This is a genomic window from Nitrospira sp. (genome assembly GCA_029194665.1).
Lineage (GTDB): Bacteria > Nitrospirota > Nitrospiria > Nitrospirales > Nitrospiraceae > Nitrospira_D.
Map to the genome: position 1 here is coordinate 477,539 of JARFXO010000002.1, position 14,587 is coordinate 492,125.

Annotated in this window: 13 protein-coding genes and 1 pseudogene; 3 read left to right on the forward strand and 11 right to left on the reverse strand. The window is 58.3% G+C overall.

Annotated features, from left to right (window positions below; translation table 11 throughout):
• Window positions 1-5: 5 nt before the first annotated feature.
• Window positions 6-203 carry a type II toxin-antitoxin system HicB family antitoxin gene (locus P0119_07850; GenBank protein ID MDF0665976.1) on the reverse strand — a complete coding sequence of 66 codons (198 nt, stop codon included), beginning with the start codon at window positions 201-203 and terminating at the stop codon, window positions 6-8.
• 673 nt (window positions 204-876) lie between these two features.
• Here P0119_07850 and P0119_07855 point away from each other — a divergent pair.
• Both P0119_07855 and P0119_07860 read left to right on the forward strand, forming a co-directional pair.
• Entirely contained in the window at window positions 877-1,194 is a 318-nt protein-coding gene (locus P0119_07855) for a transposase (GenBank protein ID MDF0665977.1), read from the forward strand.
• Complete coding sequence (locus P0119_07860) at window positions 1,191-1,580, forward strand: IS3 family transposase (protein ID MDF0665978.1); 390 nt, start codon at window positions 1,191-1,193, stop codon at window positions 1,578-1,580. Before P0119_07855 ends, P0119_07860 begins: the two co-directional genes overlap by 4 nt.
• On the opposite strand, the gene istB is transcribed toward P0119_07860, so the two are convergent.
• Both istB and istA read right to left on the reverse strand, forming a co-directional pair.
• The gene (gene istB, locus P0119_07865) at window positions 1,534-2,316 is read right to left on the reverse strand and encodes an IS21-like element helper ATPase IstB (GenBank protein ID MDF0665979.1); all 783 of its coding nucleotides are present in this window, start codon (window positions 2,314-2,316) and stop codon (window positions 1,534-1,536) included. The two genes, P0119_07860 and istB, sit on opposite strands and share 47 nt — an antisense overlap.
• Window positions 2,313-3,581, reverse strand: coding sequence for an IS21 family transposase (istA, locus tag P0119_07870; protein ID MDF0665980.1), 1,269 nt, complete (start codon window positions 3,579-3,581; stop codon window positions 2,313-2,315). The genes istB and istA overlap by 4 nt, the downstream gene beginning before the upstream one ends.
• Window positions 3,582-3,733: 152 nt before the next feature.
• On the opposite strand from istA, the pseudogene P0119_07875 reads away from it, so the two are divergent.
• Window positions 3,734-4,303: pseudogene (locus P0119_07875) on the forward strand (IS3 family transposase).
• 70 nt (window positions 4,304-4,373) lie between these two features.
• Here the strand turns inward: P0119_07875 and P0119_07880 are convergent.
• From P0119_07880 to P0119_07915, 8 genes are all read right to left on the reverse strand, one after another.
• Window positions 4,374-4,802 (reverse strand): type II toxin-antitoxin system VapC family toxin, encoded by a 429-nt coding sequence (locus P0119_07880; protein ID MDF0665981.1) that lies wholly within the window; start codon window positions 4,800-4,802, stop codon window positions 4,374-4,376.
• Window positions 4,799-5,041, reverse strand: a complete 243-nt coding sequence (locus P0119_07885; GenBank protein MDF0665982.1) for a ribbon-helix-helix domain-containing protein — start codon at window positions 5,039-5,041, stop codon at window positions 4,799-4,801. The genes P0119_07880 and P0119_07885 overlap by 4 nt, the downstream gene beginning before the upstream one ends.
• A gap of 32 nt (window positions 5,042-5,073) precedes the next feature.
• The gene (locus P0119_07890; GenBank protein MDF0665983.1) at window positions 5,074-5,259 is read right to left on the reverse strand and encodes a hypothetical protein; all 186 of its coding nucleotides are present in this window, start codon (window positions 5,257-5,259) and stop codon (window positions 5,074-5,076) included.
• Between the two features lie 388 nt (window positions 5,260-5,647).
• Complete coding sequence (locus tag P0119_07895) at window positions 5,648-6,202, reverse strand: hypothetical protein (protein ID MDF0665984.1); 555 nt, start codon at window positions 6,200-6,202, stop codon at window positions 5,648-5,650.
• A 474-nt stretch (window positions 6,203-6,676) separates the two neighbouring features.
• Window positions 6,677-8,629 (reverse strand): tyrosinase family protein, encoded by a 1,953-nt coding sequence (locus P0119_07900; GenBank protein MDF0665985.1) that lies wholly within the window; start codon window positions 8,627-8,629, stop codon window positions 6,677-6,679.
• A gap of 97 nt (window positions 8,630-8,726) precedes the next feature.
• Window positions 8,727-10,220 carry a hypothetical protein gene (locus P0119_07905; protein ID MDF0665986.1) on the reverse strand — a complete coding sequence of 498 codons (1,494 nt, stop codon included), beginning with the start codon at window positions 10,218-10,220 and terminating at the stop codon, window positions 8,727-8,729.
• Between the two features lie 27 nt (window positions 10,221-10,247).
• Window positions 10,248-11,801, reverse strand: a complete 1,554-nt coding sequence (locus P0119_07910; GenBank protein ID MDF0665987.1) for a hypothetical protein — start codon at window positions 11,799-11,801, stop codon at window positions 10,248-10,250.
• Between the two features lie 151 nt (window positions 11,802-11,952).
• A complete protein-coding gene (locus tag P0119_07915) occupies window positions 11,953-13,251 on the reverse strand; it encodes a cytochrome P450 (protein ID MDF0665988.1) in 1,299 nt (432 codons plus the stop codon).
• Window positions 13,252-14,587: the final 1,336 nt, after the last annotated feature.

Consider the following 14,587-nt stretch of genomic DNA (forward strand, 5'->3'; position numbering starts at 1 on the left):
CAACGCTACACCGCGACTTCTATCTCACGCACGTCTTGTCCCTTGATTTCGTCTTCGACGGCGGCCAAGTACTCGCGGATGGCATCCTGGATATTTTGAATGGCTTCTTGCTCGGTCTCGCCCTGTGACCAACAGCCGGGAAGGCCAGGAACAGAGACGGCGAATCCTTCTTCTGATTTGTGTAAAGCAATTCGATATTTCATTGCTGCCTCTTTACTGTATCTGGCCCCTCTCTGTATCTGGCCCCCCTCTGTCTGGCCAGACCGTTCCAAGCTTGTCGCTCATTTCGAAACAGTGTAGGTAGCCAAGCATTGAAAGTCCAGACTAGAACTTTCCTTGGCGAATGAGGCTCACATTGGGAGTTGTGTGCTGGAGTTCGAGCGCAATTTTGATTTGATGATCCGTAATCCGCTGCCTCAAACTATTCAGGCGGATTCGCAGCTTCTTGTTGCGCCCCATGTCGTGCCTAGTGCCACAGACCGTACCGGTGCTTTTCAAGCTATGTCAACGAGTCATAGCACCTGGACACACCCCTCCACCGAGCGCCTCCGCACAGCGAGCGGGGCCCCACGGCTTGATCCATCCTCCATATCAGCCTACTGCAGAGAGACAGGCAGCCGTGGCTCCCTACGTAGGCGAGTGAGCCGAGTATCATTCGATCCATCCCGCGAGCCGATCTCTGCCGGCGGCTGGGGCGAACAACCGAAGGCCGCGCGTCCTCCAACAGGCGTTGCGCCTGAACCAGCAGGGGCCAGAACGGTTTTCGTAGAAGTGTCTAGCCGAGCTGTCTGAGTGAGGTGGACGGTGCGAGCTCTTTGTGCTAGGCTCGAAAAAGTGGACGCCTTCAACCTACAATGAGAGGTCTGGAGGTGTGAGATGGAACAGGTGCCGCGACAGCAGTATACAAAGGAATTCAGGGAGCAGGCAGTGCGGCTGGTCCTGGAACAGCCGTTGACGATTCCGGAGGCCGCCAGACGCCTGAGCATGTCGGGCAGGACGCTCGAGGGCTGGGTGTGTCGAGCTCGGCAGGGCCAGCTCGCGACGCTGGGCGAGAGCCGACGGCCCGTGACGGAGCTGGAGGCCGAGGTGTCTCGGCTCAAGCGCGATCTCGCTGAAGCGCGGATGGAGCGGGACATCCTAAAAAAAGCCACCGCGTACGTTGCGAAGGCGCAGCTGCCCGGTACGCGCTCATGAGGACGCTGCGTCTCCACTACCCGCTGAGTCTGTTGTGTCGAGTGCTGGAGGTATCCCGAAGCGGCTACTATGCCTGGCAGCATCGGCGGCCGTCGAAACGCGCCCAGGAGAATGTGCGGCTAGAAGTGGCGATCCAAGCTGCCCATGTGCGCACCCGGCACACGTATGGCCCGGAGCGCCTCCAGGCGGAATTGCGTGCGGACGGCTTCCCCGCCGGGATTGGGCGCATCAAGCGGCTACGCAAGAAACTGAGCCTCCGTTGCAAGCAGGTGCGCCGGTTCACGTGTCAAGGGTCATCCAAATTGCCCCAGTTATGGTCATCGAAAATTCCCCACCCCGTTAGGTTGTCGTTGACGCTTCTTCGACCCGCACAAGTCCGGCTTTGAGTTTCTCCTTCAGCCGGTAGGAATGGCCCCGGATGTTGATGGTGATCGCGTGGTGGAGCACCCGATCCAGGATCGCAGTCGCCAGCACCCGGTCGCCAAACACCTCGCCCCAAGCCCCGAAACTCTGGTTACTGGTCAAAATCATCGGCCCCTTCTCATAGCGGCGTGAGATGAGCTGAAAGAACAAGTTGGCCCCGGTGCGGTCAATGGGCAGATAGCCGATCTCATCAATGATCAGCAACCGGGGAATGGTATAGAGCTTCAGCTTGTCCTCCAGCCGATTCTCCGTGAGCGCCCGAGTCAGCGTAGCGATCATGGCGGCGGCTGTCGTGAACAACACCCGATAGCCCTGGGCAATGGCTTGCAGCCCTAGCCCGATGGCCAGGTGGCTTTTGCCCACACCGGGCGGCCCCAAGATCACGACATTCTCGCCGTGCTCGATGAAGTGGCAGGTCGCCACCTGCTGAATCTGCTTCTTATCCAACGAAGGCTGGTAGCTGAAGTCGAAGACCTCCAGACTCTTGACGAATGGAAATCGCGCCAAACTCGTCCGCATCGCAATGTTCTTCGCGGTCTTGGACGCGACTTCTTCGCCGAGCACCTGGTCGAGGAAGTCGGCATAGGGCAGCTCCTTGACGGCCGCTTCTTGTAAGAGGGCCTCCAGCCGCTCCCGACTCTTCAAGAGCCGTAGGCGCGTGAGTTGGTCACGGAGCCGTTCCAGTTGCGCCGCGTTCATGGCCGCCCCTCCTGCGACGCCGTGCGCTCACACACCGCCTCGTACCAGGCCAGATCCCGCACTTCGACCTCCGGCAAGGCATCGGGGCGAGGGGACCGATCGCTCACCGTGGACCGACGGTGGCGGGCGAGACGCGCACTGGCTCCAGGGCCGTGCTCGGGCTGGATTCGGAATTGGTGCTGGCCCGGGAGCACCGGGTGCGTCGCGATCTCTTGGTCACGGTGAAAGATGTGGACCGTGTCCCCCCGTCGTTGCACTTCAACCCGCTGACCAATGAGCCGGAAGGGCACGGAGTAGCGGTTCGTCGCCAGGCTGACCAAATAGTCCTCGGCCACGATCCGTGAGACGCGCGCCTCCTGCTGGAAGGCGCGCTGGTCCGCCAGCGGGACCAGGTGGTTGCGTTCTCGCGCAAACCGGACGAGTGGCTCCTCATGCGTCGTGCCATGGATGCGGCGGTCGGCAATTGTCGCGGTCCATTCGTCAAGTTGGGTTTGAAAGTCCACCAGATCGACAAACGTTCGTCCCGGCAGAAAGTTCCGTTTCAGATATTTCACGCCGGATTCGACCTTACCCTTGGTCTGGGCCCGATAGGGCCGACACACGCGCGGCTCAAAGCCCCAATAGTCGGCGAAGGCTTTGAAGGTGGGATTCCAGAGCCGCCGCCCCGTCTCATCCGCATAACAGACGGTTCGCGGTCGGTCATACAGATGCTCTCGCGTGTGGCCACCGAAATGCGCAAAAGCCCGTTCATGGGCCTCGAGAAACTGCGCCAGCCGCTCATCGGCACAGGCGTAATAGAACCCACGTCGGCTGAACCCCAACGTCAACACGAACACGTGCACCACCGTCGGGCCGGCGCGGAAGGGCACGGTGGCTTGGCCCCAATCAATCTGACTCTGCTGGCCCGGCGGTGTCTCAAAGCGGAGGAGGGCCCGCTCCGCCTGCAGCTGACCCTCACGCAGCGGCGCCACCCCTCGCTTCACCGTCTCATAACTGCCGATGTACTCGTGGCTCGCTCGCAGTTCCTGATAGAGAATCCGCGCCGAATAATTAACCTGCGACGCACGGGTCCGCACAAAGTCGGCATGGGCGGTCAGCAGCGTCTCCGTCATCGCCGCTCGGCGATAGGGTTGCCACGTCGTCTGCTGCAGACTGCGCCGCACGGTCTTCCGATCCAGGTCCAACCGCCGCGCAATCCCTGAAATGGATCCCCGCTCTTCATGACGCAACCGTCGAATCTCCGCCCACCGCTCTTGATCCACCATACATACCTCCCGAGTGTGGTCTACCTGGGACGGTATGATCGTTGTCTCCTTGCTATCGTCAAGTTCCATCACATCCCTCCTTCGGTGAGAGGGTGGGGAGAATTCATTGACCACATCTGGGGATTATTGCATGACCGCTGACATTCACGACCACGACGGATTCGGAGCACGCGCTGCCGGTGGCGGAGAATGTCTTGGCCCAAACGTTTGTCGCCACGCGCCCGAACGAGACCTGGGTCACCGATATCACATATATCCCCACGGCAGAAGGGTGGTTGTATGTGGCGGGGATCAAAGATCTGTATACCTGTGAGGTAGTCGGGCATGCGATGGAGGGCCGCATGACGACGGACTTGGTAAGGCAGGCGCTGGTCATGGCACTGGGGGCGAAACGTCCGCGCCCGGGACTGATCCACCACTCCGATCGTGGCTCGCAGTATTGTGCCCAGGACTATCAGGATCAGCTGCGGCAGTTCGGCCTGATCCCGTCCATGAGTCGGAAGGGGAACTGCTATGACAACGCCCCGATGGAGAGTTTCTGGGGGACGCTGAAGAATGAACTGGTGCATCATCGTCGCTACGAAACCCGTGAGCAGGCTCGGCGCGAGATCACGGAGTATATCGAGCTATTCTCTAACCGGCAGCGGCGACATTCTCGACTCGGGAATTGCTCGCCCGCGGCATTTGCCCAGCAGTGGGCCCGTCAGCAGTCGGCGGCGTGAGGCTGCGACTCATGGCGTCCACTCTTGACAACCGGGGTCACTTAGCGATGCAGGGCGCCACCGCGGCGGATTAGTTGAGCGGATGTCTCCATCGCAGGGCTGAAAACCGCGCGTAGTCGCGGTCTGTCGTAATCCACTCCGCGCCGGTCTCAATGGCAAGAGCAGCCAAGTACGCATCAGCGACGAGGTTGCCCTTCGCGTTCACCTCACGGCATAAGCGTTGGAAGATGTCCCAATGCCGTTCGCCTGGCGCCAATGTCACCGCGTTGGGATGGTCACGTACTGACGCGACAAACTCCATCGCAATGGCAAGCGGAGTCGGATCGCCGAAGATTCGCGGATGGGTCACAACTCGCAGGAACCCGCTCAGCACCAGATCGGAAATTCCGAAAGCCGCATCCGATCTGAGGATCTGGTTCAACCAATCGCGGTAATCCGAATGGCGGGTTGAGTCTTGCCGGTGCGCATAGACCAGCACATTGACATCGGGCAGGATCAACGGCTTGATTCCATCACGTCAAGCAGAGAGGCGGTATCGTCGAGATCCACTCCGGGAAGCGGTCCTTGCTTTCCATACGTAGGCAGCGTCGCGTGCGATGCGCGGCGGTGGTGGCGCCGCCTTGCCAGTCCCTCGCGTAGCGTTTCCTCGATGAAAGCGGTCACTGTCGAGTGGGTCGCAGTCGCAAGCTTCTTGATCTGGATCATGAGGTCATCGGGCAAATTGATCGTCGTCCGCATGCATCAAATCATACTGACCAAGCATATTGATGTCAATCGATAGGCAGGATGGATTCACCCTCATATTGCTCTTGGCGTTCCCGCGCGAGCCGATACCCGCCGCTTGTCCCACCCGCAAGAACTTCTTTGACAGTGGCTCGGACAAACAACCGAAAGCCCGCGAGTCCTCCAACAGGCGTTGAGCCTGACCGACAAAGACTGAGAATTGGCTTTGCCAAACAATGACTCCCGACCTCATTTTATCTCACTCGAGGGGCAGCCCCTCATCGTGGATGAAGCACCGTCACCATCATGTCCGTGATGGTGACGTTCGTAGCACACTGACTCCCGATCTCATTTTGTGGTTTCATTCAGCCCTGATTCCGCAGTTAAAAACCAAGACGCATTCACAAGTTACGGTCAATCCAAATGAATTCTTGTACTACCACCAAGACAGCATTCACTATGTTCAACTGCGGCGCAGTTCAGAACTGGCAACTCAAGACATTAATTATCAGTATGGTTCTGGAACCGGCTTTTTGGATTCGGTTGCTACTGCGGAGTCCGGGTTCAGTGGAAAGGTTGGGCAGCGATAAAGCCGCTGCCCAACCTACCCGACTACCGTGCTCACTCGATGACGATGACCGGGAAAACAATCTTGCCGAGGAGGGTGATGTTGTAACTGACACGGTAGATCCAGGCGTCCGTGTCACGAACGGCCACATCGACGCGGATACCGCTGAAAATTTGGGTGACTGGTTGGTTAGACAGGGCATCTGTCCCACTCCCGAACGGGGCAGGACGCCACGTGTCCACAGCGAAGCCGGAGTTTACCGAGTGACCCTGGTTGAAGATCGAACTGAGGGAGGCAAACGGTGCCCACTCTTCCAGCGAAAACCCAACATAATGGTTTATCGAGGCCGGCGGTCTCGGGATTCCAAAGCGGCTGATCGCCCAATTCAAGGGGCCCGAATTATTGGGTCCCGCCATGTCCGGCTGAAAGGACAGGGTTTCTCCGAGCCACTGCCCAGTGCTGTTTCCTTTGAGGTCGGCCAATACAACGCCGGATAGGACCAGCAACCATTTCTGATCATGTATGCTCGCGGGCGAACGTTCTCCCACTGCGAGAGCGGCCGGGGTGATGAGCCAATTCTGACCAGCGAAGTTTGTGATTGTTTTCATAGAGGTTCTCCTTTTTCAGTTTGATGCCCTAACTATCAAGTGAACCGCTCATCCGCCTGGGATGAGCACACGGCATATCTCGTGCTGAATCGTCTCTGCAACCTACCAGAAACATCCGCAATCTCTGTCCCTTGTTCGCCTGCGTCAGGATGTCGTGGGCCGAGATAGACGGCGAAGCACGGCCGTCTATCCAGATATTGTTCCTGGGTATATCCAGGGATCAACGCCCCAAAGGCGGAGGAAGTAAAAGGGAATAAGTCCATTGTTCCATAGTGCGGTTCCACCTCTCGTGCCGTGTGGTCACTATGCGAGGATCAGACCTTGCCATGTGCATTCCTCGTCTCCCTCTGCTTATTGGCATGCACACAGCAAGATGTGACCTCAATTCATTAATGACCCCGATTCCTTCACGCTTCCCAGCTAACGGAGTCTTCATAGCTGAAGCTCAACTCCGCTTGCCACCACAATGGGCAGTTACTCCCTCGTGACTTTAATACGTCCAATTTTCACTTTGGCCGGTTTGCCGGCCTTCTCAATCATCTCCCTCCTCTCCCTTCCTGGAGGTGCTTGTGGACCCGTTTTCACGAACGTCACCTTCACGTCCCCAGTCCATCTCCCGGCATTTTTCAGTTTCGCTTCGACGTCGGACAAGTCAAAGGCATAGGACCCTTGCGTTGGTTTCCCTGCCCGCTCCGTCTCGCTCTTTGGTGACAGGCCAAAGAAGGAGATATTTCCCACATAGTAGGCGCTCTGATAATTAGGCGCTTCACCTTCAGGCAAGTTGACGTACACCTCATAATGTCCGATAGGGATATCCTCGATCTCGACGTCTTCAAGGTGGAGCACGAGTCCGCCCTTGACCACCTCCCGTTTTTCCTCTGGAAGTTTCAATTGGACCGATACAGGCTCATCCTTGAGCATGAGATGACTCGTGTCCTTTTCGGTAAGGAGCCTTGGTTGGCCGACCTGACTGGATGCTTTCTCCTGCCCACGAATCTTGTGTTGTTCTGGAGGGTCGTTATAGCGGTAATTCAATTGGGTCACCGTATTGAGTATGTCGGCGCCTGTCAATGTCACCTGAGTTCCATTTTCATCGAAAAAGGTAAAGGAGGCAGTCAGCCATGGATCGCCCTGCCCTGGGGTGGGATTGCTCCGCCCATTCCCTTGGGCGAGCCAGACTTCCCATAGACGATCAATGTTGGTGTGATGGAGCCAGAACACCGGATCACGGGCTGCAAACTCGAAGCTGCCCATCCAGCCGCCGATGTTGACGTGCACAGCGTCGTGCGGGGTACTCTCGAATTGACTATGGGGACCCAGACCATGACCGGGACCGGATCGCTGGCCGCCAAAACTCAGACTACTACCGGCCGGAGAGCTGAAGTTGATACGGGACAAGGCAGAGAGTTGCACCGCTGATGAGGGGAGGAGTCCTCCGGCATTCATCACGGAACTTCTGTCCGTCACGAACAGATGGTTGCTCGAAGAGTTTGCCGGCTCTCGATAGGGCAGTGGAATTTGGCGTGCATTGGGATCGCCTGCGTCACTGTAGTCCCAGTAGGGAAGCGCCAATTCTGGATTACCAGAGGCCTTCCGCAGGATACGCTCGAAATAATAGAGATACATGCGGTGCCACGCGAGGAAATACCAGCTTCCATGCTGGCAGGAGTTCCATGCCTCTAGCGTCTGAGCGTCGAAGGTTCCATGAATGTTGGCCTGATAGATCCAGCTGGTTGGATCTGTCTCCGGCCGGCTCTGCATCACTTCAATGCCGTGGCGCAGAGCGTTGAGGTCCGTATCCGTGAAAGTCTTGATATTACGTCGGGTCGCTACCCCACAGGAAGGACATGGCCACCAGCGATGGTACATGGCCAGATCGGTCCCGCCGGCGAAACAATCGATGCGATTCGCACCCCAACTAACGCAGTCAGGTGCCTCCAGAATAGTGCCTCCGAGACTTTCCCAGCCGCCCCACTGGCTCCCATCCCACCAGCGATGGTGCATGGCAAGATCGGTCCCGCGCGCGAAGCAATCGATGCGATTCGCACCCCAACTGACACACTCGGGCGCCTCCAGAATGACACCGCCCAGGCTTTCCCAGCCGCCCCATTGGCTCCCATCCCACCACCGATGGTACATGGCAAGATCGGTCCCGCGCGCGAAACAATCGATACGATTCGCACCCCAACTAACACAGTCCGGCGCCTCCAAAATGACACCGCCCAGGCTTTCCCAGCCGCCCCATTGGCTCCCGTCCCACCAGCGGTGGTACATGGCGCTGTCCGTTCCCCGGGCGAAGCAATCAATGCGGTCTGAGCTCCAACTGACACAATTCGGTTCTTCCGGTATAGTTCCTCCCAAATTCTCCCATCCACCCCATTGGGCTCTCGCACTCGTTGGATCACTCAAAATTCCTAGCACGCACATCAATAGAAGAAAGACGATCATAGTCCAAGAACTAGACCTCATGTTATGTGTGCTCATAGTTGTCCTTTCCTCAGCAGGATGAAATGTTCTGAGGGTTTCATCGGTTCACCGCTGTCGTCGAATTCCGCGCGAGCGTTCGAATGGCTTCGATGCCGGGTAAGAAGAAGTAGGCACCGCCGCGCACCTGTACGAACCGGTGCATGCCGGCATAGCGGCAGCGGATCGGTTCGCCTTGGACGGTGAACTGTCCTGTTCGACCATCCTGGACGCCGATCAAGGGATCGGGATCTTCGTACAAATTCCCGAACTTTGGATTGTTGGCCCAGAGGCTCTGCACAAATTCAAACTGGCGGCCGATGGAGGCGTTCAGACAGAGAAAATGAAGTCCGCGCTCCACCCCATTGTCGACGGCGCGCATGATGCCCTTGGGATCCATATTCTCGACCAGCGGCGGTCCATAGGCCCTGGAACGCCGGATGATGCGATGCTGATTAGCCAGTCCCAAAGCCCGTGCTGGATCATCACCCAGTGAGTCGCGCGGATTGGTTCGGCGGATGTGCGCCCCGATGGGACAACGTATGCCATGGGGATCGGGATGATCTCGGTCGCTCGCGTAGAGAAATCGATCGTGCGTCCGTGCCTCAGGATTGGGATGATCCGGGGACAGGACCAGGGGGGTGCCATCAGGCCAGCGCCCGACCATTTTCGCCGCCAGCTTGATCGCTGCGTCTGCTTCACTGTCTGAGCATGCAGCGACATAGTTCCAGAATTGCTTGACGTCCTGCCGCATCTGCCGGAACACGAGAAACGTGCCGTTCCTCCCGAAACCCAGGCCCTGGGCATCAGTAGGCCCCTCCGGCATTTCGCCGTATGAGTTGGCGTACCCGAGCAGCACTTCTCCTGGCGCAATGCGGTTCCCCTCCGCCGGAGTCACATGCGGATCGCGCGGAGGCATCCCCGCCACATGCGGCTGGCCGATTCCGTCCCTGAAACCGAAATGTTCCTTCGGCCCGACTGCTCGTCCGTCGGCCTCACGCTCAGGGCCGGCAAGAAATACCGTGTCGAGCCGTTTGAGTTCACGGAGCCCCTGATCCGTTCCACGAGGTAACAGCTGCTCGATCCGCTCGCGCAGCATGTGCGCATCCTGCGCGTATACCATCAGCATCACGTGCAGCCTCGGGTCCGGCCGCGGATGGTCGTCGGTCCGCATCGAATCGCGTCCGGCCCCCCATTCCCAGTTGACGGCGCGGCTCTCGCCACGGTCACCCAACAATCGTTCCCGCTGCAGGGTGGCCATCCCCTCTCGGAATTCACGGGGAAATTGATTCAGCACCTCCGCCGCCAGGCCCAACACGCTCAACCCCTGGCTGGTGAAGGCCACATGCACCGCGCTCATGCGCCTGGGATGATCGAGGTCGGGCCGACTGACCTGCTCGATCTGTTCGACCAAACCGGCGAGCCATGCGCGGGCACGTTCATGGTCCGTCACCTGGCACAGGACGAAGATCGCCGACGGCAGCTCCACATAGTCGTGCTGTACCAATCCTTGAATGTCGTGATACTCCAGCCGAGGTTCGTTGGACGGAATCATCTTCGACCTCTCATCACATGTGCACCGTTACAGACACCGCAACCAAGCCGCTTGCGCTTCGCCGGTCAGCGGCAGGAACAACCCCTGCGCAATGTCGGTATTGCCGTTCACGTTGGTGACACTGAGCCGGGGATAGGCGCTATACCACACCTGAGTCGGAACTTGATGGTCTCTGGTCCACCGCTTGAACTCCTGCTCTCGTCGCGCGCCGCCTTCAGATACCCGCACCGTCGGCAGCCGGGAAAACCAAGGCAAGAATCGGAGGACGAGCATCGTGAGGCGCACCAGTCCAGTCACCGTGTGGAACCGGACCCGCGGGAAAAAGGTCGTATTGCACCAGATACCGGTGAGTCCGTCCGACGCCTGGTCGATGAAATCGCCCAGATAACTTTCCCAACTGAAATCGTAATTACTGAAGAAGAGCAGCCTCCGATTATTGTCGATCAAGACCCAGCGGGCAAAATGGATCGTTGAGAGCCCTGTCAAGGTGCCACGCACGAACAGCGCGCGGGCCAGAAAGTTGGTGATCGCCAACAGGCCGCGCAAGAGCGCAAGCCTGACCATGCCGGGCTTGATGTTCGCCACATGCGTCATTTGGTTTTGCACCAAGGGGCCACGGTCTTCGAGTTCCGTCACGATCCGGAGACGGACGTCGCTCCGGTCGGCCACATAGGGGTCGATCGACCCATCCACCTGCTTCGGAGGCCCTTCCCGTTGCAATATTCGTTGCTCACGCCCATGCTCGATCCGATCGAGCAGGTTCACCAGGGCGGCGAAGAGCGCGAATGCCGCGATTGGGGTCGACAACGTGAAGAGCACGCGAGCCGGAATCTGATCGAAGAAGTGCGTCCCGATTCCATACAGAATCCCCAACAGAATCAGTCCTGCGAGGGGAACCAGGAGAAGCGTTCTTGTCGCGATATCAGGCGGCAGTCCGCTTGAAGGCGCCGATCTCCACCCGCTTCGGCCTGTCGCCTCACGTAATCGCTCAACGATGGTGGCCGGAGCTGCCGACCCAGTGGCATGAATCCGATCGAGCTCCAGTTCCAACCACAGACGGAGTTCCTCTTCGCTCTGATCGTCGACCGTTAGGATCTGTTGAGTCGACCGCCCGGGATGTCCTCGATAAAAAGCCGCCTCCTGTCGTATATGCGTCGATAAGTAGACTTGCAGCGACTCACTCCCAGGCGGAGGGTCGCAAAAGGAGTAGATCGTGCGCAGGGCCGGCTCGGCAACCAGGACCAGTTCATTCAGGTGCTCCTCGAATGGGCCGTCATAGTCGGTCGAGAAGACCAGGCTGGCCGCAATGGGTCCGCCCGCTGCATCGCGTGCCGGCTCAAGGAGCACCCAACGAAGGAAATGCACCGTCGTCAGCCGGCCAAACTCGATGAAATTGGGGCCAGATTGAATGGCTCGCGATGGAGGGAGATCGTCGCGAACTTTTTCCAGTTTGACGCTGCCGGCTCCTGGCTCACCCGGATTGATAATGTTCTGGCCGACGGCATTCAACAGCGCTCGAAGCCCTTCAATCTTCTCATCCGGTACCGGCACGATCACCGTCAACGCGTGTTGTTCAACCATGTCATTCACCAATTTCCAGCAGGATGCGCAAAAAGGCCGTCCAGCAAGGCCGCAGCGAGCGAAGCGGCGAGGCGTACGCTTCGGTACGTTGAGCCTCTGAGCGACGCGAGAACGCCGCTGGCGGGCTTTTTCCGCATCCTGCCACGCTCGATCAATTCGCCACCGTGAGAAGCAACCGATCCGGAAATGGGCCATCCCAGGCGATGCGTCCGTCCCATCCGCAGGCTCGGGATACCTTGCCAAGTCGCAGCACGGCAGCCGCCAGCAGTGGGATCTGCACGCCGTTGATGTAGCGACCCTGGCAGGCATGGAGGCCTGAACTAAAGTGCAGATACTCTGTCGGATTCCTGTCGGTCCGAAATTCCCCGGGTTCGTGAAACACCGCTGGGTCGAACATCCCGGAGAACGTACCGAAGACGACGATCTTGCCCTTCGGTAGTCGGCGCTCGCGCGGGCTGTCGCGACCGACGGTGGCTCCTTCCTGGCTGTATCGGGTCACGAACGGATTATGCGGATTGAATCGCAAGGCTTCGAACACATACCGCGCCACAGTCGCCTCGTCGCCGGCTAATGCTGCCTCACGAGCAGCGGCCCATGAGGCGGGACGTCGCAACAGTTCGTCGATGGCCCGAACCGCGGACGCGCTGGTCGTGTCGAGTGCCCCGATAATCAGGCCGGAGATATTCCGGCGCACCGCGTCGTCGTCCAGCCATTCCATGCCTGGTTCGCGCTGTCGACGCAGCATGCGGGTGAGCACGTCATCAGGCACGTCCTGACGGCCGGAGGCGATCTCGTCCTTGCGCCGAGCGATCCATCCGAGGAGATAGGGCCGGAGTTGTTCGAACGATTCCTCAGCCTGGCGCGCGGTCTCTGGACAGTCGAGGGGATTCAGGAACAAATCGTTGAACAGGGTCCGCATCCAGCGCAGCATCACTGCATCATCCGGCCCGGGCACGCCAAAATACTCACCGAGCACGCGCAGCGGCACGATGCGGGTCAGTCCGCCGACCACGTCCAGCCACCCCTGTCGGCGCGCGCGTTCCATGCATTCCTCGGCCCTGGTCGAGACAATGGCGCGGATGCGCTCGAGATCCGTGCGATACATGACGTCGTTCAAGAGGTCCTTTTCACGGTCATGTTGTGGGGAACGGTCCATGCTCAAGACAAAGGGGCCGTTGTCGCGATTCGTGCGCTCCGCGTTGATCTCGGCAATCGTGAACTCTGTGTCATGCGCCAGCCCGTCCACCACATCGGCGTGCCGACTGACAATCACCAGTTTGCCCAGCTCCAGCACCGGCGCCCATCGTCTCAAGATCGCGTTGAACAGGCGAAACACCCACGGCGCGGTCAGCCACGATCGAATGGTGTCACTGCGGGGGATGAGGCAGGAGCGCCAGGTGGAGGGTAGCCGGGGCTTCTGATTCATGCGGACAAGAGGACTCTCTGTCATAGCATTCACTCCGCAGGACTTCAGGTCTCGATAGATCGACCTCACCAGGCCATGGAACAAACTTACTGTCCTGGTCAATGCGAGCAGTTGCCTTCTACTTATGCAAGAATGCCACCGTTACGAGATGAGGGACTGCACAAGTAGCCGGCGTTCCAATACCCTTGGAGAATGCGGACGATGCGCATTGGCAGTTCTTCGTAGTGAGCCACTGCACTCTTATTCCTACACCCACAGGTATCGAAAGCGATACAGTGCCGTATCCATTGCGATACAGTGTCGCTCGACTAAAAATGTAGACTGGGTAGAGCTGAAGGAATCTTCTGGCAGGACGGGGTTCCGTGGGATTTGAGTCACAGCTCCAGCGCTCACCGGGGTTCTAGCCCGCAATATTCATGAGTGTTTCTACTGCAACCGCCGATACGCGGCTGCGACGAGCCTGGCCGCGGTTTGTCTGCGGCCTAGCGGGCAGGCTCGCCCCTCAAGGCCTCAACATACTGTTTCAAGTATGCCTCGGCCTCTCGGGGCTCCGCGTGCCCGTCTCGCCAGGCGTCTTGTCGGTTTCGTCACGAACCATCATGAATAATGCGGACTATGGGTTGGTTTTTCGTTTTCGGATAGATTTGAATCTATTTGGATTCACCTCTTGAATCCATTTCGATACATCGCACGGGGATCGTGAGAGAAGCGTCCTCTTTATGGAGATAGGTCCGACATATGTAGAACATTGAAATTGTTAATAATACGTATTGCCTGATGGAATCGGCATTCCGCGTCCCTCCTGGCATCTTGTTTGCTGCCCAATCAATTGCCAGCGGGGTGCATCAAGGGAGGGCCCTCAAAAATTCGTCGGCCATCAGCTTGATTCCTTCAACATCCAGATGAAGGAGAGAGCATTGGTACGCACAGAGGAATATGTCATCCCATTTCATCCCGTGGCCTCAATTCATCCCGGGGATTAGAGTAGAGTGCTGAACCGACTTGCAGGATACAAGGGCTGAACCGGCTGAGTGCGCTGTGCTAGACGCTCTGCCGCTCATTGTTCCATTTTATGCATTTGTACTAAGCGGCTGTTCAAACAACCTGCCGTGGGGCAATTCAGTGTCCAATATGAACGCTCCGGTCGAACTTATCGTCAAGCTCGCTCCGGCTGCAGTGGAGCCGGGAAGCCCTGGACATCGTGCAGTTCAAGCCTGCGTGACTCGGGCTGGTGTTTCGATAAAGCCTCTTCACCAGTCAACCTCGGAATCAGAATTAGCCACATATTTCATAGCCCACGTTGATCCGGCAAAGATCGAAAATATTGTCGAACAATTGCTTGCCTGCGAAGGCGTTGACA

Coding starts and splice junctions, on each gene's coding strand:
- P0119_07850 (MDF0665976.1), bottom strand. CDS start 203: ATGAAATATCGAATTGCTTTACACAAATCAGAAGAAGGATTCGCCGTC.
- P0119_07855 (MDF0665977.1), top strand. CDS start 877: ATGGAACAGGTGCCGCGACAGCAGTATACAAAGGAATTCAGGGAGCAG.
- P0119_07860 (MDF0665978.1), top strand. CDS start 1,191: ATGAGGACGCTGCGTCTCCACTACCCGCTGAGTCTGTTGTGTCGAGTG.
- istB (MDF0665979.1), bottom strand. CDS start 2,316: ATGAACGCGGCGCAACTGGAACGGCTCCGTGACCAACTCACGCGCCTA.
- istA (MDF0665980.1), bottom strand. CDS start 3,581: ATGGTGGATCAAGAGCGGTGGGCGGAGATTCGACGGTTGCGTCATGAA.
- P0119_07885 (MDF0665982.1), bottom strand. CDS start 5,041: ATGCGGACGACGATCAATTTGCCCGATGACCTCATGATCCAGATCAAG.
- P0119_07895 (MDF0665984.1), bottom strand. CDS start 6,202: ATGAAAACAATCACAAACTTCGCTGGTCAGAATTGGCTCATCACCCCG.
- P0119_07900 (MDF0665985.1), bottom strand. CDS start 8,629: ATGTGCGTGCTAGGAATTTTGAGTGATCCAACGAGTGCGAGAGCCCAA.
- P0119_07905 (MDF0665986.1), bottom strand. CDS start 10,220: ATGATTCCGTCCAACGAACCTCGGCTGGAGTATCACGACATTCAAGGA.
- P0119_07910 (MDF0665987.1), bottom strand. CDS start 11,801: ATGGTTGAACAACACGCGTTGACGGTGATCGTGCCGGTACCGGATGAG.
- P0119_07915 (MDF0665988.1), bottom strand. CDS start 13,251: ATGACAGAGAGTCCTCTTGTCCGCATGAATCAGAAGCCCCGGCTACCC.